18 protein-coding genes and 2 pseudogenes are annotated in these 20,892 nt (G+C 67.3%); 9 read left to right on the top strand and 11 right to left on the bottom strand.

The window, feature by feature from the left end:
- Nucleotides 1–26: 26 nt before the first annotated feature.
- On the top strand, nt 27–1,322 hold the full coding sequence (gene glyA, locus M4578_RS07525) for a serine hydroxymethyltransferase (protein ID WP_258092845.1): 1,296 nt from the start codon (nt 27–29) through the stop codon (nt 1,320–1,322).
- 215 nt (nt 1,323–1,537) lie between these two features.
- Here the strand turns inward: glyA and M4578_RS07520 are convergent, their stop codons facing one another.
- Together M4578_RS07520 and M4578_RS07515 are read right to left on the bottom strand one after the other, a co-directional pair.
- Complete coding sequence (locus tag M4578_RS07520) at nt 1,538–1,942, bottom strand: hypothetical protein (protein WP_258092844.1); 405 nt, start codon at nt 1,940–1,942, stop codon at nt 1,538–1,540.
- A gap of 230 nt (nt 1,943–2,172) precedes the next feature.
- On the bottom strand, nt 2,173–4,053 hold the full coding sequence (locus tag M4578_RS07515) for a PhoX family protein (RefSeq protein ID WP_258092843.1): 1,881 nt from the start codon (nt 4,051–4,053) through the stop codon (nt 2,173–2,175).
- Nucleotides 4,054–4,333: 280 nt separating this feature from the next.
- Between M4578_RS07515 and M4578_RS07510 the strand changes: the two genes are divergently transcribed.
- Complete coding sequence (locus M4578_RS07510; RefSeq protein WP_258092842.1) at nt 4,334–5,956, top strand: MFS transporter; 1,623 nt, start codon at nt 4,334–4,336, stop codon at nt 5,954–5,956.
- Between the two features lie 138 nt (nt 5,957–6,094).
- Here M4578_RS07510 and M4578_RS07505 read toward each other — a convergent pair whose 3' ends face one another.
- Nucleotides 6,095–6,748: a peroxiredoxin gene (locus tag M4578_RS07505; RefSeq protein WP_258092841.1), complete on the bottom strand. Its 654-nt coding sequence runs from the start codon at nt 6,746–6,748 to the stop codon at nt 6,095–6,097.
- A 160-nt stretch (nt 6,749–6,908) separates the two neighbouring features.
- On the opposite strand from M4578_RS07505, the gene M4578_RS07500 reads away from it, so the two are divergent.
- Complete coding sequence (locus M4578_RS07500; protein ID WP_258092840.1) at nt 6,909–8,348, top strand: aldehyde dehydrogenase family protein; 1,440 nt, start codon at nt 6,909–6,911, stop codon at nt 8,346–8,348.
- A gap of 434 nt (nt 8,349–8,782) precedes the next feature.
- Here M4578_RS07500 and M4578_RS07495 read toward each other — a convergent pair whose 3' ends face one another.
- The 4 genes and pseudogenes from M4578_RS07495 to M4578_RS07480 form a co-directional block, all read right to left on the bottom strand.
- Entirely contained in the window at nt 8,783–9,430 is a 648-nt protein-coding gene (locus M4578_RS07495) for an RluA family pseudouridine synthase (protein WP_258092839.1), read from the bottom strand.
- A 39-nt stretch (nt 9,431–9,469) separates the two neighbouring features.
- Nucleotides 9,470–10,082: pseudogene (locus M4578_RS07490) on the bottom strand (LysE family translocator).
- Nucleotides 10,079–10,528, bottom strand: coding sequence for a GAF domain-containing protein (locus M4578_RS07485; protein ID WP_258092838.1), 450 nt, complete (start codon nt 10,526–10,528; stop codon nt 10,079–10,081). Before M4578_RS07485 ends, M4578_RS07490 begins: the two are co-directional and overlap by 4 nt.
- 99 nt (nt 10,529–10,627) lie before the next feature.
- Nucleotides 10,628–11,808: pseudogene (locus tag M4578_RS07480) on the bottom strand (thiolase family protein).
- A 93-nt stretch (nt 11,809–11,901) separates the two neighbouring features.
- Between M4578_RS07480 and M4578_RS07475 the strand changes: the two are divergent.
- The 3 genes from M4578_RS07475 to M4578_RS07465 all read left to right on the top strand — a co-directional run bounded on the left by M4578_RS07475 (nt 11,902) and on the right by M4578_RS07465 (nt 13,898).
- Nucleotides 11,902–12,240, top strand: a complete 339-nt coding sequence (locus M4578_RS07475; RefSeq protein ID WP_258092837.1) for an STAS domain-containing protein — start codon at nt 11,902–11,904, stop codon at nt 12,238–12,240.
- 29 nt (nt 12,241–12,269) lie between these two features.
- Entirely contained in the window at nt 12,270–12,749 is a 480-nt protein-coding gene (locus M4578_RS07470; RefSeq protein ID WP_258092836.1) for an ATP-binding protein, read from the top strand.
- Between the two features lie 543 nt (nt 12,750–13,292).
- Complete coding sequence (locus M4578_RS07465) at nt 13,293–13,898, top strand: DUF805 domain-containing protein (RefSeq protein ID WP_258092835.1); 606 nt, start codon at nt 13,293–13,295, stop codon at nt 13,896–13,898.
- Between the two features lie 87 nt (nt 13,899–13,985).
- On the opposite strand, the gene M4578_RS07460 is transcribed toward M4578_RS07465, so the two are convergent.
- From M4578_RS07460 to M4578_RS07445, 4 genes are all read right to left on the bottom strand, one after another.
- Nucleotides 13,986–15,356, bottom strand: a complete 1,371-nt coding sequence (locus M4578_RS07460) for a glutamate--cysteine ligase (RefSeq protein ID WP_258092834.1) — start codon at nt 15,354–15,356, stop codon at nt 13,986–13,988.
- Nucleotides 15,357–15,422: 66 nt separating this feature from the next.
- Nucleotides 15,423–15,947, bottom strand: a complete 525-nt coding sequence (locus M4578_RS07455) for a hypothetical protein (RefSeq protein WP_258092833.1) — start codon at nt 15,945–15,947, stop codon at nt 15,423–15,425.
- Nucleotides 15,944–16,804: a GNAT family N-acetyltransferase gene (locus M4578_RS07450; protein ID WP_258092832.1), complete on the bottom strand. Its 861-nt coding sequence runs from the start codon at nt 16,802–16,804 to the stop codon at nt 15,944–15,946. Before M4578_RS07450 ends, M4578_RS07455 begins: the two co-directional genes overlap by 4 nt.
- Complete coding sequence (locus M4578_RS07445; protein ID WP_258092831.1) at nt 16,801–17,523, bottom strand: 16S rRNA (uracil(1498)-N(3))-methyltransferase; 723 nt, start codon at nt 17,521–17,523, stop codon at nt 16,801–16,803. Before M4578_RS07445 ends, M4578_RS07450 begins: the two co-directional genes overlap by 4 nt.
- Nucleotides 17,524–17,535: 12 nt before the next feature.
- Here M4578_RS07445 and ubiA point away from each other — a divergent pair, with 12 nt between their 5' ends.
- From ubiA to M4578_RS07430, 3 genes are read left to right on the top strand one after another with little or no spacing between them, the layout of a single operon-like run.
- Entirely contained in the window at nt 17,536–18,504 is a 969-nt protein-coding gene (gene ubiA, locus M4578_RS07440) for a 4-hydroxybenzoate octaprenyltransferase (protein WP_258092830.1), read from the top strand.
- A gap of 60 nt (nt 18,505–18,564) precedes the next feature.
- Nucleotides 18,565–20,475 (top strand): OmpA family protein, encoded by a 1,911-nt coding sequence (locus M4578_RS07435; protein ID WP_258092829.1) that lies wholly within the window; start codon nt 18,565–18,567, stop codon nt 20,473–20,475.
- Nucleotides 20,472–20,804 carry a hypothetical protein gene (locus M4578_RS07430; RefSeq protein ID WP_258092828.1) on the top strand — a complete coding sequence of 111 codons (333 nt, stop codon included), beginning with the start codon at nt 20,472–20,474 and terminating at the stop codon, nt 20,802–20,804. The genes M4578_RS07435 and M4578_RS07430 overlap by 4 nt, the downstream gene beginning before the upstream one ends.
- Nucleotides 20,805–20,892 lie beyond the last annotated feature (88 nt).

The raw sequence follows: 20,892 nt of genomic DNA, 5'->3' as shown, positions 1-20,892 counted from the left end.
AATCCATGACATCGGAGACCCGCCTCATGAACGCCCCGCACCGCGACACCGGCTTCTTCACCGAAGATCTCTCGACCCGCGACCCCGAAGTCTTTGGCTCCATCCGGAACGAGCTCGGTCGTCAGCGCGAAGAGATCGAGCTGATCGCATCCGAGAACATCGTGAGCTACGCCGTGATGCAGGCGCAGGGCTCGGTGATGACGAACAAATACGCCGAAGGCTATCCGGGCAAGCGCTATTATGGCGGCTGCCAGTATGTGGACGTGGCCGAGACCCTGGCCATCGAGCGCGCCAAGGAGCTCTTCGGTTGTGAGTTCGCCAATGTGCAGCCGAACTCCGGCAGCCAGATGAACCAAGCCGTGTTTCTGGCGCTGCTGAAGCCGGGCGACACCTTCATGGGGCTCGACCTCAACTCGGGCGGCCACCTGACCCACGGCTCGCCGGTGAACATGTCGGGCAAGTGGTTCAACGTCGTCTCCTACGGCGTGCGCCAGCAGGACGAGATGCTCGACATGGAAGCGATCCGCGAGACCGCGCTCGAGCACAAGCCCAAGCTGATCGTCGCCGGCGGCACCGCCTATTCCCGCGTCTGGGACTGGGCCGCCTTCCGCGCCATCGCCGATGAGATCGGCGCCTATCTGATGGTGGACATGGCGCATATTGCGGGGCTCGTGGCCGGGGGCATGCATCCCTCGCCGCTGCCGCATGCGCATGTGGTGACCACCACCACCCACAAATCCCTGCGCGGCCCGCGCGGCGGCATGATCCTGACCAATGACGCCGACATCGCCAAGAAGGTGAACTCGGCCGTGTTCCCCGGCCTTCAGGGCGGCCCGCTGATGCATGTGATCGCCGCCAAGGCCGTGGCCTTCGGCGAGGCGCTGCGCCCCGGCTTCAAGGATTACGCCGCTCAGGTGGTCAAGAACGCCCAGGCGATGGCCGACCAGCTCATGAAGGGCGGGATCAACATCGTGTCGGGCGGCACCGACAACCACCTCTGCCTCGCCGACCTGCGTCCCAAGGGCGTGACCGGCAAGGCCGCCGAGGCGGCGCTGGGGCGCGCGCATATCACCTGCAACAAGAACGGTGTGCCCTTCGATCCGGAGAAACCCTTTGTGACCAGCGGCATCCGTCTCGGCTCTCCCGCCGGCACCACGCGCGGCTTCGGTGAGGCCGAGTTCCGCCAGATCGCCGACTGGATCGTCGAGGTGGTCGATGGGCTCGCGGCGAATGGCGACGAGGGCAATGCCGAGGTCGAGGCCAAGGTGCGCGGCGAGGTGGAAGCGCTCTGCAAGCAGTTCCCGCTTTATCCGACGCTCTGAGCAGGGGCTGAGAAAGATCTATTCAGCCTTGGAGATCAAGGCGCGACGCCCTCGCAGATGTCTGCGGGGGCGTTTTTATTTGGGGTGGCGGATGTGCAGGACGGAGCGGTTGTTCACCCTAGGCTGCCGCCGTTGCAATCATGTGGCAGGCGGTGTGGCACCTGCGACAAAAACTTGCGACACGAAAAAAACCGATCTGTCGCAGGTTTCAGGAGTTACGCGACGGCCCGCCGGCGATCTGCAATGGCCTGCTCAACACTAGGAGCGGCATGGTCCCCAAACCACTGAATCATTTTCTGGATGCCGTCCCCGGCCGGAGCTGTATCACCTGCGCCGATCAGTTCCGCGCTTGCCTGCGAAATTGCAACGAGAATGCGGGCCGCCTCCGGCACATAAGGCAGGTCTGCCGCTTGGTCGTGGCGTTCGCGGATGATCTGATAGCGAAGGTTCTCCGGTAGAGTCCACGCACTGACAAGGAAGTCGTGAACGCTGACCTGCTGGCCTGCAACATCAATGGTCGCGTCTCGATCGCTTTCAGTATAGCCGGCCGCCTCAATCCGCTCACAGGCATCAATCGCCGCGCTCATCATTTCCCGGATTAGATTCCAGTCGGTTTTCATATAGCTCTCCTCTTTCGAAAATTCCTGAAACCTGCGACACCTTGCTCTTCGGTGCCATCCAACGGAATACCGTTTACCATAGCTTCCATGCCGCCATGTTCCAACGACCGTACTGGGCTCATAGCTGCCATCGCCTTCGAAGCGGTCTCGCCCACAGATAGTCCTGATCGACATACAAAAAGGGCCGGCGCATCCGCACCGGCCCTTTCCGATAAGCCAAGACCGAAAGATCAGCCGAAGACCGCGCCGTCTTCGCGCCACACGGCGATGACCGCCGAGCGCGGCTTGCCGGCGCCGTCGGGCCAGGAACCGCCCGGGTGCTGGATGCCGACAAAGGCCACCTTGCCGTCCGGCGACCAGGTCAGGCCGGTCACCTCGGCGCCGTTGGGCGCGGTGAGGAAACGGGCGATCTCGCCGGTTTCCGGGTTGCCCACCAGCATCTGGTTGTTGCCCTGACCGGCGAACTCGCCCTCGTTGCTGTCGTCGCCATCGGTCTGGATCCAGAGCATCCCGTCCGACGAGAAGGCCATGCCGTCGGGCGAGTTGAACATATTGCCCTCGGTGACGTTCTCCGACCCGCCATAGGCATCGCCATGCACCGACGGGTTGCCCGCCATCACATAGAGATCCCAGGTGAAGTCGTCGGCGCCGTGGTCTTCGCCTTCGGGGCGCCAGCGCACGATCTGGCCGTATTTGTTGGCCTCGCGCGGGTTCGGGCCGCCGACCGGCGTTTCGTCACCGCCCGCGTTCGGCTTCAGGCCGCGGCGCGAGTTGTTGGTCAGCGCGCAATAGGCCTCGGCGCGCAGCGGGTTTGCGGCGATCCATTCCGGGCGGTCCATCGTGGTGGCGCCGACCTTGGAGCCCGCCATGCGCGAGAAGACGAGGATCTCCTCGAGGCTCATGCCGGTGGTTTCGGGCGTCAGGGCCAGCCATTCGCCGCTCAGGTCGTCGTTGAACCTGGCGACATAGAGCGTGCCGTCCGACAGCAGACCGTCGGTCGGCTGGCCTTCGGCCCAGGTGCCGTTCGAGACGTAGCGATACATGAACTCGCCGCGCTCGTCGTCGCCCATGTAGACCACGATGCGGCCATCGGCGGCCTGCACCATCTCGGCGTTCTCGTGCTTGAAGCGGCCGAGAGCGGTGTGCTTGACCGGGGTGCTGGCCGGATCGGCCGGGTCGATCTCGGTCACCCAGCCGTGGCGGTTGGGCTCGTTCGGCTCGTTGCTGAGATCGTAGCGCGGGTCGAATTTCTCGTAGGCGTAGCGGCCTTCGCCGCCGATGCCGTAGCGCTTGAGGCCGTCGGTCTCGTCATAGGCGCCGGTCGCCCCGAAATAGCCGTTGAAGTTCTCTTCGCAGGTCAGATAGGTGCCCCAGAGCGTCTTGCCCGAGCCGCAGTTGTTCATCGTGCCCTTGGGGCTCATGCCTTCGGGGTCGGCCTTGGTCTTGACCAGATCGGCGCCGGCGGCGGGGCCGTCCATGGTCATCTGCGTCTCATGGGTGATGCGGCGGTTATAGGGGCTGTCGATCACGACCGAATAACCGGCATCGGCCTCGGCGATTTCCAGAACCGTGACGCCCTGCATGTTCTTCAGCATCGTCACCTCGTCGGCGCTTTGCGGCATGCCTTCGGAGGCGGCGGGCAGGTTGATCTTGGGGTTCACGTATTCCGAGTTGATCGCCAGCAGGGTGTGGCCCTCGTGGGTGAAGGTCTCCATCCCGTCGGTGTTCTCGCCGAACACCTTGTCCGACATGGCGACGGGCACGCCGGTGTCCGGCGAATAGGCGCCCTCGGCGTCCGAGAACAGCGCGTCGCCCCAGCGCACCAGCGGCTTCCACCGATAGCCGGCGGGCACATGGATGTCGTGGTCGGTGGCGATGCCGATCGGGGTGAAGGCGAAGCCGGCGGCCTGGGCCTGCGCGGAGGTGGCCGAGCTCAGGACGCCCGTGCCGAAGACGGCGGCGCCGGAGCCGAAGGCCAGCGCGCCCCCCAGGAAGCCGCGGCGCGAGATCGCGCGCTCGACAACCGCGTCGAAGCCGTTTTCGGCAGGGCGCGGGTCGCGCAGTTCGTCAAACTCGTCCCACGACAGATCGACGGTTTTCTTGATGTCCATGAGGGGATACCCTTTGGCTGAATGCTATGAGAGATGGATATGCCTGTGCGCGCGCACGGCAGGGACCTTGGCGCTGGCTGCCAGTGCTTTGTTTCCGGAAGGTGTAAATCATATGAAGGTTTTGTGTCGGCCCGTGCCCGCGCCAATCTGCCGCAGAGCCGCTTGACCTCTTCTCCGGAGTAAAGGACAAATCGACAGGCCTGCGCCCGTGGCGCGGCGTCGGAAAACCGGCCTTGCGACAGGCGGTTTCCGGCTCCTCCCGGAGTCGCCAAGGGCCCGCATGCCGTCACGCTCCGCTTCTCCGCTCATCGTCCTGCGCATCCCGGCCTTCCGCAACCGGTGGATGGCCTCGCTGGTCTCCAATCTGGGCACGCTGGTGCAGTCCGTCGGCGCGGGCTGGATGATGACCCAGATCAGCGACAGCGATGCGATGGTCGGGCTGGTGCAGGCCAGCGTGACCGTGCCGATGATGCTGTTTGCGGTTTTCGCCGGGACGCTGGCGGACAATCACGACCGCCGCAAGGTGATGATCGGCGCGCAGCTTTTCATGATGGCCGCGGCGGTGCTGCTGACGGTGCTGGCCTGGCTGGGGCTGATGACGCCCTGGCTGCTGATCCTGCTGACCTTCCTGATCGGCACCGGCACGACCTTCTTCAACCCGTCCTGGCAGGCCTCGATGGGCGACATCGTGCCCCGAGACGACCTGCCGTCGGCGGTGGCGCTGAACTCGATGGCGTTCAACGCCATGCGCTCGGTGGGGCCGGCGGTGGGCGGGATCATCGTGGCGCTGGCCGGGGCGTCGGCGGCCTTTGCGCTGAACGCGGTGAGCTATGTGGCGATGATCGTCACGCTCTGGCGCTGGAAATCGCCCGCCGCCGACACCCGCCTGCCCCCCGAGCCGCTGCGTCTCGCGGTCGGGTCCGGGTTGCGCTATGTGGCGATGTCGCCGAACCTGACCAATGTCATGGGCCGCGCCTTTCTCTTCGGGCTGGGATCGGTTTCGGTGCTGTCGCTGCTGCCCGTCGTGGCGCATGAGCGGCTGGGCGGCGACGCGGTCACCTATGGGATCATGCTGGGTTTTTTCGGGGTCGGTGCCATCGGCGGCGCCTTCGGCAACGGCTGGCTGCGCGAGCGCTACGACAACGAGCATATCGTCCGCTTCGCGGCGCTTGCGGCCATGCTGGGCGCGCTGGCGATGAGCGTGGCGCCCACGATCTGGATCGCGCTGCCCGCGCTCATGCTGAGCGGCGCCTCCTGGGTGGTGGCGCTGTCGCTCTTCAACGTGACGGTGCAGCTTTCGACGCCGCGCTGGGTGGTGGGCCGCGCCATCGCGCTTTATCAGAGCGCGGCCTTCGGCGGGATGGCAGGGGGAAGCTGGCTCTGGGGGGCGGTTTCGGACGGGCAGGGGCTGACCGTGTCGCTGATCGTGGCCGCGCTGGTCCTTGCGGCCGCGGCCGCCGTCGGGCTGAAACGGCCGCTGCCGGAATATGGCGGGCTGGATCTGTCGCCGCTGGATCTGTTCCGCGAGCCGATGCTACAGCTCGACGTGCAGCCGCGCAGCGGCCCCATCGTCGCGATGACCCGGTTCGAGATCGACCCCAAGGACGTGCCGGAATTCCTCGAGGTCATGGCCGAGCGCCGCCGGGTGCGGATCCGGGACGGGGCGCAGAACTGGGTGCTGATGCGCGATCTCGAAAACCCGCGGATCTGGGAAGAGACCTATCACGTCCCGACCTGGGTCGAGTACATCCGCCACAACACCCGCCGGACGAAGGCCGATCACGGCACCTATGCACGGCTGGTGGCGCTGCATCGCGGTCCCGAGCGGCCGCACACGCGCCGGATGATCGAGCGTCACGCCATCGCGCGGGGACGGGGCGGGGTCTATCGTTTCGATGTTTGAGTGGCGCGCGTCAGGCACGGCTTGATGCAGCGTCGCGCCGGCCACCCGGTGTTCGCGGACCTGCGCGGCGCGGGAAACGGGTTCACAAACGAAAACCCGCCGCCGCGCGGGGCGGCGGCGGGTTGAACCGGCCCGAAATCAGGCGGGGTTCTTGGTGTAGCGCAGATAGGGCAGCTTGACGTCGATCTCGCCGTATTTCTCCTGCGCCTGCTCGTCGGTGAGCGACAGCGCGACGATCACGTCCTGGCCGGTTTCCCAGTTTGCCGGGGTGGCCAGCGGCTGTTCGTAGGTGCGCTGCAGCCCGTCGAGCGCGCGCAGCACCTCGGCAAAGTTCCGGCCCACCGACATCGGATAGATCATCATGAGCTGGATCTTCTTGTTCGGGGCCACGATGAAGACCACGCGCACCGAGGCGCTGTCAGCGGCGGTGCGGCCGTCGGGCAGGTAGGCGTCGGCGGGCAGCATGTCGAGCGCTTTCGACACGGCCATGTCCTCGTCGGCGATGATCGGGAAGCCCGCGGGCGCGCCGGCGGTCTTTTCGATGTCGCTCTTCCACTGCTTGTGCTCGTCGACCCCGTCGACCGAGATGCCCATCACCTTGGTGCCGCGCTTGGCCCATTCGTCGGCAAGCTGCGCGACGGCGCCGAATTCGGTGGTGCAGACCGGGGTGAAATCCTTGGGGTGCGAGAACAGGATCGCCCAGCTGTCGCCGATCCAGTCATGCAGGTCGTATTCGCCGAGGTCGGTGACGACGTGGAGATTCGGGAGGGTGTCATTGATACGGAGAGCCATGAGGAGTCCTTTCCTGTCCAAATTGGTCGGTTTTGGTCTTCCCGTTTTAGATACATTCTAAGGATACGAAGTAAAGACCCCTGCTTGCGGCTTCCGGGGCGGGGTGACAGAGTGTCGCTCAGCAAGGGATTTGATCAAATCGGGCCTGAGGAGAGACACCATGATCGAGAAGCGCCAGTTCTATATCGACGGGGCTTGGGGGGATGCGCGGGAGGGCCGTGACCATACGGTCATCGACCCCGCCACCGAAGAGCCCTGCGCGGTGATCGCGCTGGGCGGTCAGGCGGATACCGACGCGGCGGTGGCGGCGGCCAAGCGCGCGCTGCCGGGCTGGATGGCCACGCCGGTGGCCGAGCGCATCGCGCTGGTCGAAAAGCTGCTCGAGATCTATATGGCGCGCGCCGAGGAGATGGCCCAGGCGATGACGCTGGAGATGGGCGCGCCCATCGCGCTGTCGCGGGTGGCCCAGGTGGGGGCGGGCGGCTTCCATCTGAAGAACTTCATCGAGGCGGCCAAGCGCTTTGAGTTCGAAAAGCCCTTCTCCGAGGCCTTCCCCGACACGCATATGATCCACGAGGCGGTGGGCGTCTGCGCGCTGATCACGCCGTGGAACTGGCCGATGAACCAGGTCACGCTCAAGGTCGGCGCGGCGGCCATCGCGGGCTGCACCATGGTGCTGAAACCCTCCGAGGAAAGCCCGCTCTCGGCGATGCTCTTTGCCGAATACATGGATGCGGCGGGCTTCCCCAAGGGCGTCTTCAACCTGGTGAACGGCGATGGTGCCGGCGTTGGCACGCAGCTCTCCTCGCACCCGGACATCGACATGGTGAGCTTCACCGGCTCGACCCGCGCCGGCCGGGCGATCTCCAAGGCCGCGGCCGAGACGCTGAAGCGCGTGCATCTGGAGCTGGGCGGCAAGGGCGCCAACCTGATCTTCGCCGATGCGGACGCGGCGGCGGTCAAGCGCGGCGTGCTGCACATGATGCAGAACAGCGGGCAAAGCTGCAACGCGCCCTCGCGCATGATGGTCGAGGCGCCGATCTACGACCGCGTGGTCGAAGAGGCCGCCGAGGTCGCCGCCAAGGTCACGGTCGGGGCGCCTTCCGAGGAGGGCAGGCATATCGGCCCGGTGGTGAACGCCACGCAGTTCGAAAAGATCCAGGCGCTGATCGAGACCGGCATCAAGGAGGGCGCCCGTCTCGTGGCCGGCGGTCCGGGCCGTCCGGAAGGCTTCAACAAGGGCTTCTACGTGCGCCCCACGGTCTTTGCCGATGTGACGCCCGACATGACCATCGCGCGCGAAGAGATCTTCGGCCCGGTTCTCTCGATCATGAAGTTCGAAAGCGAGGAGGAGGCCGTCGCGGTGGCCAACGATACCCCCTATGGCCTGACCAACTATGTGCAGTCGCAGGACACCGGGCGCCGCCACCGGCTCGCCCGCCAGCTCCGTTCGGGCATGGTCGAGATGAACGGCAAGAGCCGCGCCCCCGGCGCGCCTTTCGGCGGCATGAAGCAATCGGGCAACGGCCGCGAGGGCGGTATTCTGGGCATCCACGATTTCCTCGAGATCAAGGCGGTGAGCGGCTGGGCCGCCGAATAAGACCGTCTGCGGGAGGCGGTGCGCGTCATCGCCTCCCCACACCTTTCCGGCCCTTTCATCTTTCCGGCAAATACTCACGGCGCAACGGTGCGGTTGAATACAGCGATCGTGCTGAAATCATCCGTTGATGAAGACGGTCCGAGGGTTTCGCGTCCACTTATCCGCCACGCAGTCTTGTTGTCCGGTTTCGATTCCTGTGTCCTTGGCGCGAAACAAGGGGCGCAGCGCCGCCGCGCCCGGCGGTTGCCCGTTCGGGCGGGCAGCCGCTTTGGTGACGTAAGCGCCTCGCTGAGAGGTCCTTCCGATATGGCCGGGACAAAGGAAGGGATCCAGCATGTCGTTTCGGCAGCCCGCAGGCAGCCGCTGGGCCCGGCTTCCGTCGGGCCCATTCTGAACCTGCATCGCGCTTGGCACCGGTCGGTGTGTCTCCAGCCCTAAAACGGCGCCTTCGCGCGGAACTTCACACCCGCGCCGCCATCGGGGTGATGCAGCCGCAGCTCCTCCGCATGCAGCATCATGCGCGGGTAGTCTGCCGCCGTTCCGGGCGCATAGAGCGGATCGCCCAGGATCGGATGCCCCAGCGCCAGCATATGCACCCGAAGCTGATGGCTGCGCCCGGTCAGCGGGTGCAGCCGCACCCGGCTTTCGGCGTCGCTGGCCTTCATCACCCGATACTCGGTCAGCGCCGGCTTGCCGGTCTCGTGATCGACCTTCTGCAAGGGCCGGTTCGGCCAATCCACGATCAGCGGCAGATCCACGGTGCCTGTCTTCGGCTCCAGCCGCCCCGCGACGCGGGCGATATAGGTCTTTTTCGTCTTCCGCGCCTCGAATTGCTGGCCGAGACGTTTCTGCGCATGGGCGGTCAGCGCAAAGACCATCACGCCCGAGGTGTCGCGGTCGAGCCGGTGCACCAGCCGCACGGTGGGAAAGGCGCGCTCGAGCCGGGCGATCAGGCAATCGGCCAGATGCGCGCCCTTGCCAGGCACCGAAAGCAGGCCCGCGGGTTTATTGACCACGAGGATCTCGTGATCGGCATGCAGGACGGGGATGTCGCCCGAGGGCGGGGAATAGCTGTCGCTCATGGCGCTTCATGTGGCAAAGCCGGGACGCGGCTGCAAGCCTCAGGGCAGCGCGGTCGCCGCCAGCGCCACCCCATAGGCCATAAAACACAGCGCCAGCCCCCGCCGCAGCCAGAGATTGGCCACCGCCCCCAGCGCCGCACGCCCCAGCCCCGCGCCAAGCGCGGTATAGGTGACATAGCTCGCGGCGGTGAGGGTCAGCGCGGTGGGCAGGATCACCCGCATCTGCTCCCAGATCGGAACCTCCGGCATCACGAATTGCGAAAACGCTGCCAGATAGCCCGCGACGGATTTGGGGTTGATCGTCGCGATCAGAAAGGCGCGGAGATAGAGCGAGCCCGAGGCCGCATGCCCCATCGCCAGGGGCCGGGCGGCGGCGCGCCAGTTGCGGATCCCGAGCCAGAGCAGCACGCAGGCCCCCGGCGATCTTGGCCAGCAGAAACCCTGTGGGCGAATGGGCGATGAGCGCGGTCACCCCCGCGGCCGACAGCAGCAGGAACAGCAGCGCCTGGGTGAGGATTCCCAGAACGCCCCAGAGCGCGCGGACAAAGCCCGCGCTCATTCCGGTCTGGATGCAATTCACCGCATTGGGGCCGGGCGAGGTCACGAAGACCGCCCAGAACAGCGCGAAGACGCCCCAGGCCTCCCAGCTCATCGCGCGAAGGTGGCGTCGAGAATCGCCTGCAGCGCCTCGGCATCGGCGGGGGTGAAGGCATCGGGGCGGTCGCTGTCGATGTCCAGCACGGCGATGAGGCGCCCGCTCCGGTCGCGCACCGGCAGCACCAGCTCCGACCGGGTGGAGCTGGCGCAGGCGATGTGCCCGGGGAAGGCATCGACATCGGGCACGAGCTGCGCCGTGCCCGTGCGGGCACAGGCGCCGCAGACCCCGCGCGTAAACGGGATGGTCAGGCAGCCGTGGCCGCCCTGATAGGGGCCGATCTTCAGAAGCCCGGGCGCGGTGACCCGGTAAAACCCGGTCCAGTCGAACCGGTCGTCCGCATGGTGGAGCTCGCAGGCGAGTGTCGCCATGAGCGCGATCGGATCGTCCTCGGTCTCGGTGAGGGCGGCGACGGTGCGGGCGAGGCTGGGGTAATCGGCCATGACGGTGCCTTTATCGGATCGGGGAGGGGGGAGAGGGGGGCAAAGCCCCCCCGCCCGTCGGGCGGTTCCCCCCCCCTGGGCTCGGAGGGCGGGGAGGGGTCACAGCCGCTCGATGGCCATCGCGGTGCCTTCGCCGCCGCCGATGCAGATCGCCGCGACCCCGCGTCTCAGCCCGCGCCTTTCCAGCGCGTTCAGCAGGGTGACGAGGATGCGCGCGCCGCTGGCACCAATCGGATGGCCAAGCGCGCAGGCGCCGCCATGCACGTTCACGACATCGCGCGGCAGGCCCATCTCGGTCATGAAGGCCATCGGGACAACGGCAAAGGCCTCGTTCACCTCCCAGAGATCGACATCGGTCTTTTTCCAGCCGATGCGGTCGAGCAGCTTCTGCGCTGCGGGAATCGGGGCGGTTGGAAAGAGGTTCGGCGCCTGGGCGTGGCTCGCGTGGCCGAGGATGCGGGCGCGGGGCAGGGCGCCGCTCCGCACTGCCGCGTCGAGCGTGCTCAGCACCAGCGCCGCCGCCCCGTCGGAGATCGACGAGGCATTGGCCGCGGTGACCGTCCCGTGCTCACGGAAGGCGGGCTTCAGATGCGGGATCTTCTCGGGCCGGGCGCGGGCGGGCTGTTCGTCGCGGGTGATGATCTCTTCGCCGGTGCGGGCATGCACCGTGACCGGGGTGATTTCCGTGTCGAAGGCGCCGCTGCGCTCGGCATCCCGCGCATTGTCGAGCGAGGCGATGGCATATTGGTCCTGCATCTCGCGGGTGAACTGGAAGGTCTCGGCGCAGTCCTCGGCGAAGCTGCCCATGAGGCGGCCCGTGTCATAGGCATCCTCGAGCCCGTCGAGGAACATATGGTCGATCACCCGGTCATGGCCGATGCGGGCGCCGCCGCGCATCTTCGGCAGAAGGTAGGGCGCATTGGTCATGCTCTCCATGCCACCGGCGACGATGGTGGTGGCATGGCCGAGCGCGATCCGGTCCCAGGCCATCATCGCCGCCTTCATCCCCGAGCCGCACATCTTGTTGAGCGTGGTGGCGGGCACCTCCGCGCCGAGCCCCGCCTTGAACCCGGCCTGCCGGGCCGGCGCCTGGCCCTGTCCGGCGGGCAGCACGCAGCCCATCAGCAGCTCGTCCACCGCCGGGCCGCCGGGCCGCCGGCCTCGGCCCGCGCCGCCCGGATCGCCGCGCCGCCCAGATCGGCGGCGCTGAGATCCGAGAACATGCCCTGAAAGCCGCCGATGGCGCTGCGCGCCGCGCCGGTGATCACAATATCCGCCATGCCGTTTCCTCCCGGTTCGTAGAAACCCTGAATACCGAATGGTAAGGTTTGCCGTCTAGCCTGCCGTTCGGCGAAGCAACGCGGGGCGCGACCATGCAGCTCACCATTACCGAAGCGGGCGATCCGCAGATCATCCGTGTCGAGGACGGGCGGATCGATTCCGCCGTGGCGATCCAGTTCAAGGATGCGGTGCGCGAGGCCGTCTCGGCCAGCGCGACGCGGGTGGTGCTGGACCTGGGCCATGTGGAGTTCATCGATTCCAGCGGGCTCGGCGCGATTGTCGCCGCGATGAAAGGGCTGTCGCAGGGCCAGCGGCTCGACCTCGCCGCGCTGCGTCCGATGGTCGACAAGGTGTTCCGGATGACGCGGATGGATACGATCTTTGTCATTCACGACACGGTTGAGGCGGCGCAGGGCGGCAGCGGCAACTGAGGAGGCGCTGGGGAAGGAACCGAAACCCGATGCCGGACAGGTCTGAAGAGGGCGCGCGGCTGGCGTTCGAGATGACGCTCGACAGTACGCCGGCAGAGGTGCGCCGTGCGGTCGACCGGGCGCAGCGGGCGCTGGGGCGGTTCGGTTGGTGCGAGGAGCCGCGCAGGGCGGCCGAGCTGGTTCTTGCCGAGGCGCTCAACAATATCGTGGAACATGCCTATGGCGAGTCCCCCGAGGGGCGCATCCACGTCGCACTGACGGCGACGGCGGTGCAGGCGGATCTGGTGGTATGCGACTGCGGCGGCGCGATGCCGGACGGGCGGCTGCCGCCCGGGGAGCCGGTGGATCTCGAGATGGGGCTGCACGATCTGCCCGAGGGGGGATTCGGCTGGTATCTGATTCGCCGCCTGGCGGACCGGCTTGTCTATCGCCGCTGCGGCGGTCACAACCGGCTGGAGATCCGCATCCGCAACGCCGTCGCCCGGGGCAGCGCGGACGATCCGGCCTGAAATGCGATTTCTCGCGGAATTCCCTGAAACTGCCGCAATCCCATCGCAATGCCGCCCGAATGCAAGGCGATACAGAGAGGGTAGCTGCATATGGCTTCCCTCGGCGCCGCGCCGTTTCAGCCCCCACCCAGTGCGTGGCGCCGAGGTACTTCCCCCAACCCCTTCCAAAGACCCGAGGCCCGGCCGATCTTGCGGCGGGGCGTTTTTGCGTTTTGGCGCCGTCCTGCGGCGCAGGGCGGGTGCCGTGGGAAAACCTTCAACGGATCACATTTTCGCCCGAATGCAGCGCGATACAGAGAGGGTAGCTGCATATAGCTTCCCTCGGCGCCACGCCGTTTCAGCCCCCACCCAGTGTGTGGCGCCGAGGTACTCCCCTCCGACAAATCAAACCGATGATCGCCCCGCAGTCCAGTGCCGCGCTGCGCGATCCCCGGGACCATGCGACGGTCGTCCTTCGAAAGACCCCGGTTGCGCCGCAATTCGGCCCATTCGGCCCGCAAGGATCTGATTTGACCAGATTATTCCCCCTTGCGGAGTGCCTCCATGTACGGACCCATCGCTGCCTGCGAATCCTATGTCTTCAACGCGTTCACGCTCGCCGGGCGCGCCTCGCGCTCGGAATACTGGTGGCCGACGCTTTTCGTGGGCGTGCTGACCCTGGCCGCAGGGGTCGCCGATGCGGTCACGGTCTTCCGTGCGATGAACGGGAGCGGGGCGATCTCCACCAGCCTGTTGTCCTACTGGTCGCCGCTCGTGTCGCTGCTCACCGTCGTGCCGGGCTTTACCTCGGCGATCCGGCGGCTGCACGACACCGGGCGCTCGGGCTTCTGGGCGCTGGTGGTGGTGATCCCGATGGTCGGCTGGCTGATCTATATGGTGCTGCTGGCGCTGCCGTCGGAAGCGCGCGCGAACGATTGGGGGCAGCCGCGCGTCGGGCCGAATGCCTTCGGGCCACGCAGTGCCCGCGACACGGGCGACACGCCGGCGAGCAAGGCGCGGGGCAAGCGCGGCCATACCCCCAGCGCCATCGATTCCTATGCGGTGCTGCTGCAAAGCGAGGCCGAGCCCTCGCCCGAGGAAATCGCCCGCCGCCGGCAAGAGGTCCACGAGTATTTCATGCGCAATGTCTCGCGCCGGGCTTCGGCCTGACCGCACCTGCACCCTCCCGCAGGGCGGGCGGCGCTTTGCGGCGGCGGCGCCCGGCGGTAGACGACCGGGCGCGTCAGACAGGCCGGATCAATAGCTGAACTGGCTGTAGATCCGGCTCAGATCGCCGTTCCAGTCGCCGTTGTAATGGTCGAGAAGCTCGTCGGCGGGCACCTTCCCGGTGTCCACGCTTTCCTTGAGCGCATTGAGGAAATGCGTCTCGTCGGGCAGCATCCCGCCCGCGCCCTTGCAGCCGCGCGCCTTGAGCCCGGCCTCGGCAATCTCCAGCGTCTGCTTGGCGAGATCGTGCATGTTGATGCCGTTGACCTCGGCCTGCAGCGCCTCGACCGAGGCGGCGACGCGCAGCCCCTGGCGGGTCTCGGCGTCCCAGCCCTTGACCAGATCCCAGGCCGCGTCCAGCGCGCCCTGGTCGTAGGTCAGCCCGACCCAGAAGGCCGGCAGCGCGCAAAGCCGCCGCCAGGTGCCGCCATCGGCGCCGCGCATCTCGATGAATTTCTTCAGCCGCGCCTCGGGGAAGATCGTCGTCAGGTGGTCGGCCCAGTCCGACAGCGTCGGTTTCTCGCCGGGCAGGGCGGGCAGCTCGCCCTTGAGGAAATCGCGGAAGGACATCCCCAGCGCGTCGATATATTTGCCGTCGCGGTAGACGAAATACATCGGCACATCGAGCGCGTAATCCACATAGCGCTCAAAGCCGAACCCGTCCTCGAAGACGAAGGGCAGCATGCCGGTGCGCGCCGCGTCGAGATTGCGCCAGACATAGGAGCGGTAGCTTTTCAGCCCGTTGGGCTTGCCCTCGAAGAAGGGCGAGTTGGCGAAAAGCGCGGTGGCCACGGGCTGCAGCGCCAGCGCGACGCGCATCTTTTTCACCATATCGGCCTCGGAGCCGAAATCGAGATTCACCTGCACGGTGCAGGTCCGCCGCATCATCGTGGTGCCGGTGGTGCCGACGCGGCCCATATAGGCATCCATCAGCTTGTAGCGGCCCTTGGGCATGAGCGGCATCTCGTCATGCGACCATTCCGGCGCGGCGCCGAGCCCGATAAAGCCCACGCCGATCTCGTCGGCGACGCATTTCACCTCGCGCAGATGCTCGTTCACCTCGTCGCAGGTCTGGTGGATGGTTTCCAGCGGGGCGCCCGAGAGCTCCAGCGCGCCGCCGGGCTCCAGCGACACGTTGGCGCCATCCTTTTCCAGACCGATGAGATGGCCGCCCTCGCTGACCGGCGACCAGCCATAGCGGTCGCGCAGCCCTTCCAGAACCGCCCGGATCGAGCGCGGCCCGTCATAGGGCAGCGGCGCGTGGGTGTCGGTGAGATAGCCGAATTTCTCGTGCTCGGTGCCGATGCGCCAGTCGGATTTCGGTTTGCAGCCGGCGGCCAGATATTCTGCGAGCTGGGCGTGATCTTCGATCAGGCCGCCGCCGGATTGAGGGATGGACATATGGGCGCTCCGATTGTCTTGGCCTGTCGCTTTGAAGGTCAGGCATGGGCGGAATGACCTACCTTGTCAATGCAGACGGAGGTGTGTGGAATTGCACGAAGCGGCCTGCCAGATGGTCACCGGGCGCTTTGACGCGCGGCGCATCTCGGCCAGCATGCGCTCGGTCTGCAGGCCGGGCAGGGTGGCGAAGGCGTCGAAAAGCGCGTCCGCGCCCTCGGCGGTGAGCGGGATGGCCAGCGGCGGCTGGCCGGTCTGGTGCAGCAGCCAATGCGCCGGTTTGCCGCCGGGATCGAGGGTCAGCGCCGTGAGCCCGTCGAGATCGGCGACACCGCCGGAGAGCGGACCGAAATAAGTGATGCGGCCCTCGACCACCTGCACGATGCCGGGCCCGCCGCTGCCGACCCGGAACCGCCCGCGCTGGATGCCCGCGATGAGCAGCAAAATACCTGCGATTGCCACCACATAGCCGATCCAGTGCAGCAGCCCCCCGCCGGTGAAGAAGGCCCAGTAGAGCCCCAGCGCCAGCACCCCCGCACCGAACAGCGCCTCGCGCCATTGTGATAGCGCCGCCTGCGCTTCGGGCCGGATCATGCGCCGGGGTCCAGTTGCATGGCCTCGGGCAACATCGCGATGCGATAGCCGCCGACCCGTTCGAACCCGATGCGCGTATAGGCGCGTGCCGCCGCGTCGGAGGCGGCGAACAGCACGCCCAGCCGGGCGCCGCCGTCGCGCAGCTCGGCCAGATAGGCCGCCGTGGCGATTCCGGCGAGCCCCGCGCCGCGCCGCTCGGGGGGCACAAAGACGCCGCCCATCTGCACCGCGTCGCCTGCGCGGGCGTTCACCGCGCACATGGCCACGGGCACGCCGTCGCGTTCCAGAATCCGGGTGCGGCCGCCGTTGATGGCGATGCGCGCGCGCGCCAGCACGGCCTCGGCGTGCTGGCCGCTATCGGGCACAGCAAAGCCGGTTTCGGTCAGATAGCGCGCGAACCAGTCTTGCAGCAACCGCAGGTCCGCCTCTGTCGGCGCGCGCAGACCCGGATCGCGGGCAAGGCGGGCGTCCAGCGTCAGGCGAAAGAGCGGCTCCAGCCGGTTCAGATGCCAGGCCTCGGGCGGCAGGGGCAGGGCGTCCAGCAGCACCTGCACCTGATCGTCGGGCCCCGACACGCCCTGCAACCAGTAGCCGCGCAGCAGATGCGCATAGGTCTGCGCCTCGGTATGGCTCAGGCCGGGGAGCTGGCAGTTGACAAATCCGCTGTTGCTGCAACCGAAAATGCCCGTGATGCCCTCGCCGGTCTCGCGCAGGAAAAACGCGGTGCCGTGGCGGTGTTCGGTGTCCTCGGTGCCATGGGCCTCGAGATTGCCGAGCAGGAACATCGAGCTTTCGATATGGCGTTCCAGAAACAGCGCCATCGGGCCGGCATCCGCCGGGGTGGCCTTGCGGATCATGTCCAGTCTCCGTTTTCCGCCTGCCAGAGCGCCAGCGCCGCCACCGCCGCGGTATCGGCGCGCAGGATGCGCGGCCCCAGCGCGATCACCCGGGTCTGCGCCATGGCCCTGAGCCTTGTCCGCTCGGCATCGGAGAACCCGCCCTCGGGGCCGACCAGAATCGCCGCGGGGGCGAGGACGCCCGCAAGGGCGGAGGAGCGGCTGCCCGCCTCCGCCTCGTCGCAGAACAACAGCCCGCGTTCGCCGGGCCACTCCGCCAGCAGCCGGTCGAGCCGCACCAGCTCCGCCACCTCGGGCACGAAACAGGCGCCGCATTGCTCGGCTGCCTCCAGAGCATGGGCCTGAAGCCGGTCCTGCCGGATGCGCTCGGAATTGGTGAACTGCGTCTGCACCGGGAGGATGCGCGACACCCCCAGCTCCACCGCCTTCTCCACGATGAAATCGGTGCGCGCCTTCTTGATCGGCGCGAAGAGCAGCCAGAGATCCGGCGGCATGGTCTGGGCCCGCGTCTGCGTGTCGCAAAGTGCCATGCCACCGCGCTTTCCGGCCTCGGAAATCTCGGCATGCCACTCGCCATCGGCGCCATTGAACAGCGCCACCGCGTCGCCGGCGCCCAGCCGCATCACGGAAAAGAGATAATGCGCCTGCTCCCGCGTCAGCGGGACAGGTTGTCCCGCGCCCAGCGGGTGCTCTACAAACAGGCGAACCTTTGCAGTCATGAGGCGCACCATATGAGCCATCCCGGAACAACGCCAGAGGCAGACGGACAGGTCTCGGACGCGGTCCGCGGCAACTGGGTCGATCACTGGGCCCCCGCCTGGGCGCGCCCCTATCTGCGCCTCTCCCGCGCCGACCGTCCCATCGGCACCTGGCTTTTGCTGCTGCCCTGCTGGTGGGGGTTGCTGCTGGCCATGGTGCACGACGGCGGGGCCTCCTGGTTCGATCTCTGGATCTTCCTGGGCTGCGGCATCGGCGCTTTCCTGATGCGCGGCGCGGGCTGCACCTGGAACGACATCACCGACCGGCATATCGACGGCTCGGTGGCGCGCACCACCTCGCGGCCGATCCCCTCCGGGCAGGTCAGTGTGAAACAGGCGCTGGCCTGGGCCGGGGCGCAGTCCCTGGTCTCTTTCGGCATCCTGCTGACCTTCCCGCCGATGGCGATCCTGCTGGGGGTGATCTCGCTGCTGCCGGTCGCGGTCTATCCCTTTGCCAAGCGCTTCACCTGGTGGCCGCAGGTCTTTCTGGGCATCGCCTTCAACTGGGGCGCGCTTCTGGCCTGGACGGCCCATACCGGATCGCTCGGCCTGCCGGCGGTGCTGCTCTATCTGTCGGGCATGGTCTGGACGCTGTTCTACGACACGATCTACGCCCATCAGGACAAGGAGGACGACGCGCTGATCGGCGTGAAATCCACCGCCCGGTTCTTTGGCGACGATGCCACGCCGAAATGGCTGGCGCGGTTCCTGGTCGCCACGGTGGCGCTCATGGGGCTGGCGATCATCGGCGCCGCGCCGCGCGGCGAGATCCTGCAACTCGTGATCCTGATCGCCGGGCCCTGGGCGCTGGGCTGGCACCTGATGTGGCAGATGCGCCGGCTCGACGTGAATGACGGCGCCCGGCTGCTCATGCTCTTCCGGTCCAATCGCGATGCCGGGCTGCTGCCTGTGCTGTTTTTCGCCGCCGCTCTGCTCGCCTGATTGCGCCCCGGGGTCCCGGAGCGTATCAGGGCAAAAAACAAGAAAAGGAAGCCAAGGCCGATGCGCTTGTCCAAGTTCGCCATCCCCGCCGCGACCCTGCTTGCCGCCGCTCTCATCTGTGTCATCGCTGCATTTTTTGCCGTCCGCCTGGTGGAAGACAGCTCTCGCATCGGCGTGGAGACCGCGCTCGATCTGGAAGAGTTGGACTGGGCCGAGGTCGATGTGAACGGGCTGCAGGTCTTTCTGATCGGCGAGGCGCCGGACGAGGCCGCGCGCTTCCAGGCGGTGACCGTGGCGGGCCGGGTTGTGGATTCGGCGCGGGTGATCGACCAGATGCTGGTGGCCGAGGCCGCCGATCTGCGGCCGCCGAGCTTTTCCGTCGAGATCCTGCGCAACGACGAGGGGATCTCGGTCATCGGCCTGATTCCCGCGTCCATGGACCGCGACGATCTTATCGAGAGCTTTGCCGATCTGGCGGGCAGCGGCGGCGAGGTTTCGGACCTGCTGGAAGTCGCGGATTTCCCTGCGCCCGAGGGCTGGGCCCCGGCGCTGCGCTTTGCGGTCCGCGCGCTGCGGGAGCTGCCGCGCTCCAAGGTTTCGGTGCGGGCGGGCGAGGTCGGCATCAAGGCGATGACCGACAGCGAGGAGGTCCGGCGCCGGCTTCTGGCCGATTTCGAACGTCGCGCACCCGAAGGGGTGGAGCTGGCGCTCGACCTGTCGGCGCCGCGCCCGGTGATCACCCCCTTCACGCTGCGCTTTCTCATCGACGAGGAGGGCGCGCGCTTCGACGCCTGTTCCGCCGATACCGAGGATGCGCGCGCGCGCATCCTGGCGGCGGCGCGTGAGGCGGGGGTGGCCGAGACCGCGACCTGCCGGCTGGGGCTGGGGGTGCCGACGCGGCGCTGGGCGGATGCGGCGGTGCTGGCCATCGGTGCCGTCCGGGAGCTGGGCGGCGGCTCGGTGACCTTCTCGAATGCCGATGTGGCGCTGCTGGCGCCCGAGGGCACCGATCAGGGCCTGTTCGACCGTGTCGTGGGCGAGCTCGAAAACGCGCTGCCCGAGGTCTTTGCGCTGAAGGCGGTGCTGCCCGAGACGCCTGACGCACAGGACCAGGGGCCGCCGGAATTCACCGCGACGCTGAGCCCCGAGGGCTCGGTGCAACTGCGCGGCCGGCTCAATTCCGAAATCGCCCGCCAGACCGCCGACAGCTTTGCACGCGCGCGCTTCGGCTCGGAGGCGGTCTATACCGCCGCGCGGGTCGATGAGGATCTGCCCTCGGGCTGGGCGGCGCGGGTGCTGGCGGGGATCGAGGCGCTGGGCGAGCTCTCCAACGGCGTGGTGCGGGTGACGCCCGATCTGGTGAGCGTGGCGGGCAATACCGGCAATCCGGAGGCCAATGACGAGATTTCCGGGCTGCTGGCGGACAAGCTGGGCGAGGCGGCGGAGTTCGAGATCGACGTGACCTATCAGGAAAAGCTCGATCCGTCGCTGGGGATTCCCACGCCCGAGCAATGCGAGGCGCAGATCGTCGAGATCATCGGCGACCGCAAGATCACCTTCGAGCCGGGCTCGGCCAATCTCGATGCCTCGGCCAAGGATGTGATGGACGACATCGCCGAGCTGCTGAAGCTCTGCGGCGACATCCCGCTGGAGATCCAGGGCCATACCGACAGCCAGGGCCGCGAGTCGATGAACCAGCAGCTCAGCCAGGACCGCGCGCAGGCGGTGCTGGACGCGCTGCGCAACCGCCGGGTGCTGACCTCGGCCTACCGGGTGAAAGGCTATGGCGAGGAGCTGCCCATCGCCGATAACGGCACCGAGGAGGGGCGCGAGGCGAACCGCCGGATCGAATTCCGGCTGATCCGCCCCGATCCGGTTGCGGAAGAACAGACCACGCTGGAAGAGCTTGAAGAAGGCGCCGCAGAAGGCGATACGGAGGCCGCCGGCGCGGAAGAAGGGGCAGGAGAATGAACAGGACCGAATTCGTGATCGCCACCGCGATCATTCTCTTTGTGGCCTTCTGCATGGGCTGGTTCGCGAACTGGCTGGTGCATCGTTTCAAGCGGGTGAGCCAGGCGGATGTGGATCAGCTCGAACGCATGAGCCAGGAGCTGCACGAGGCCGAAGAGACCCGCGACCAGGCGATCACCTATCTGCAGCAGCGCGAGGCGGAGCTGACCAACCAGCTTGCCCAGACCGAGGCGGAACTGTCGGCGGCGATGGACGGGCTGCGCGAGGCGCGGCGCGAGGCCGAGGAGCTGCGCGTCTGGATCGAGCGCAACCAGGGCGGCGCGGCCTGATCCCGCGGAGCCGCTGACGCGGCGCAGGGGAGCCTTGAGACGCCTCCGGCGTCGCAAGGCGGCGGGGCCCTCTGGCGGGCGCGGCGGG

The organism is Salipiger pentaromativorans, from assembly GCF_024721115.1.
Lineage (GTDB): Bacteria > Pseudomonadota > Alphaproteobacteria > Rhodobacterales > Rhodobacteraceae > Salipiger > Salipiger pentaromativorans.
Note: the sequence above shows the minus strand (reverse complement) of the source record. Positions and strands in the feature narration are given on the sequence as shown.